Here is a 1,440-nt window from a genome sequence, read left to right as displayed (position 1 = left end):
TGTAACCGCCGGACGTAATCTCCCCAAAACCGCCGTTTGAAAATTCCCCAAAACGCGAGCGGCGTTGGCGATTTCCGGACCTTTTATATCCGGAAATTGGCGACGCCGCGGGATGCTGGCCTGATGCTCCAAACAAAGGAACGGGGGCGTGCAGGTGCAGGGACTGAGGGAGATCGTCATGATCCACGATTTGAAGAAACAAGGACTGAGCCTCACGGCGATTGCGCGGAAGGTCGGATGCGACCGCAAGACCGTGCGCAAGTATCTCGAGCGCGGCCTGGAGGGGCCGGTGTATGGCCCGCGCCAGCCGCGCGACCGGTTGCTCGATCCTTACGAGACCTATCTGCGCGAGCGTGTCCTGACCTTTCCCGATCTCAGCGGTGCGCGGCTGCTGCGGGATATCCGGGATATGGGTTACGAAGGCGGCTACACGGCGGTCACCGATTTCCTTCGGGACGTCCGTCCGTCGGCGCGCACGCAGTTCGAGCGCCGGTTCGAGACCCCGCCGGGTCGCCAGGCGCAGGTCGATTTCGCGGAGTTCACGGTCGCCTTCACCGACGAGCCCGGCGTTACGCGCAAGGTCTGGCTATTCTCGATCATTCTGGGCCACAGCCGCTGGCTTTGGGGTCGGTTCGTCTCGAGCCAGAACCTGCAATCCGTCATGCGCTGCCACATCGCGGCCTTTGCGGCCATGGACGGGGTTCCGGAGGAAATCCTCTATGATCGCATGAAGACTGCGGTGATCGGCGAGGACGAGGCTGGTGTGGTCACCTACAACGCCTCTCTCGTGGCGCTGCTGAACCATTACGGCGCAGTGCCACGTGCCTGTCGGCCGTATCGGGCCAAGACGAAAGGCAAGGTCGAGCGCCCGTTCCGCTACATCCGGCAGGACTTCTTTCTCGCACGAACGTTCAGGAACCTCGACGATCTGAATGTCCAGTTCGACGGCTGGCGGACGGGCGTCGCAAATCCGCGGGTCCATGCGACGACACGGCGCGTCGTGAACGCAGCCTTTGCCGAGGAACAACCGAGCCTGACGGGACTGCCGGCAATCCCCTACAATGCGGTGCTGACCGTGGAGCGGCGGGTCAGCCACGAGGGCATGGTCTCGGTCGGCGGAAATTACTACAGCGTTCCGGATACGACCCGCAAGCGCGTCGTCGAGGTCCAGAACCACATGCACGAGGTTCGGATCTTCGAGGAAGGCGTGCTGATCGCCGCGCACCCGGTTCTGGAAGGCAAGAACCAGCGCCGTGTCGATCCCGCGCATCGCAAGACGCCACCGGCGCGGCGGCCCGTCCCTCAAGCGGCGGGCGTCCCGCAAAGACCTTTGTCTTTTTACGACGCCGTGGGCAAACGCCTCGCGACCGGAGGAGCGTACTCATGACCGAGCTTCTCGACAGAATCCGTGGCGCGCTGGTCGGGCTGAAGATGCCCCGC

2 protein-coding genes are annotated in these 1,440 nt (G+C 63.5%); one reads left to right on the top strand and one right to left on the bottom strand.

The window, feature by feature from the left end:
- Window positions 1–180 (bottom strand): hypothetical protein (locus ACEWPL_RS19375; protein WP_420744401.1); only part of this gene is annotated, 180 nt, incomplete at its 3' end.
- Here ACEWPL_RS19375 and istA point away from each other — a divergent pair.
- Window positions 155–1,387, top strand: a complete 1,233-nt coding sequence (gene istA / locus ACEWPL_RS19370) for an IS21 family transposase (protein ID WP_393930916.1) — start codon at window positions 155–157, stop codon at window positions 1,385–1,387. The genes ACEWPL_RS19375 and istA overlap by 26 nt on opposite strands.
- Window positions 1,388–1,440 lie beyond the last annotated feature (53 nt).

Origin of the sequence: Roseovarius roseus (assembly GCF_043355935.2) — a bacterium.
GTDB classification, from domain to species: domain Bacteria; phylum Pseudomonadota; class Alphaproteobacteria; order Rhodobacterales; family Rhodobacteraceae; genus Roseovarius; species Roseovarius roseus.
The sequence above is the reverse complement of the archived record's forward strand: the minus strand, read 5'-3'. Positions and strand labels throughout refer to the sequence as shown.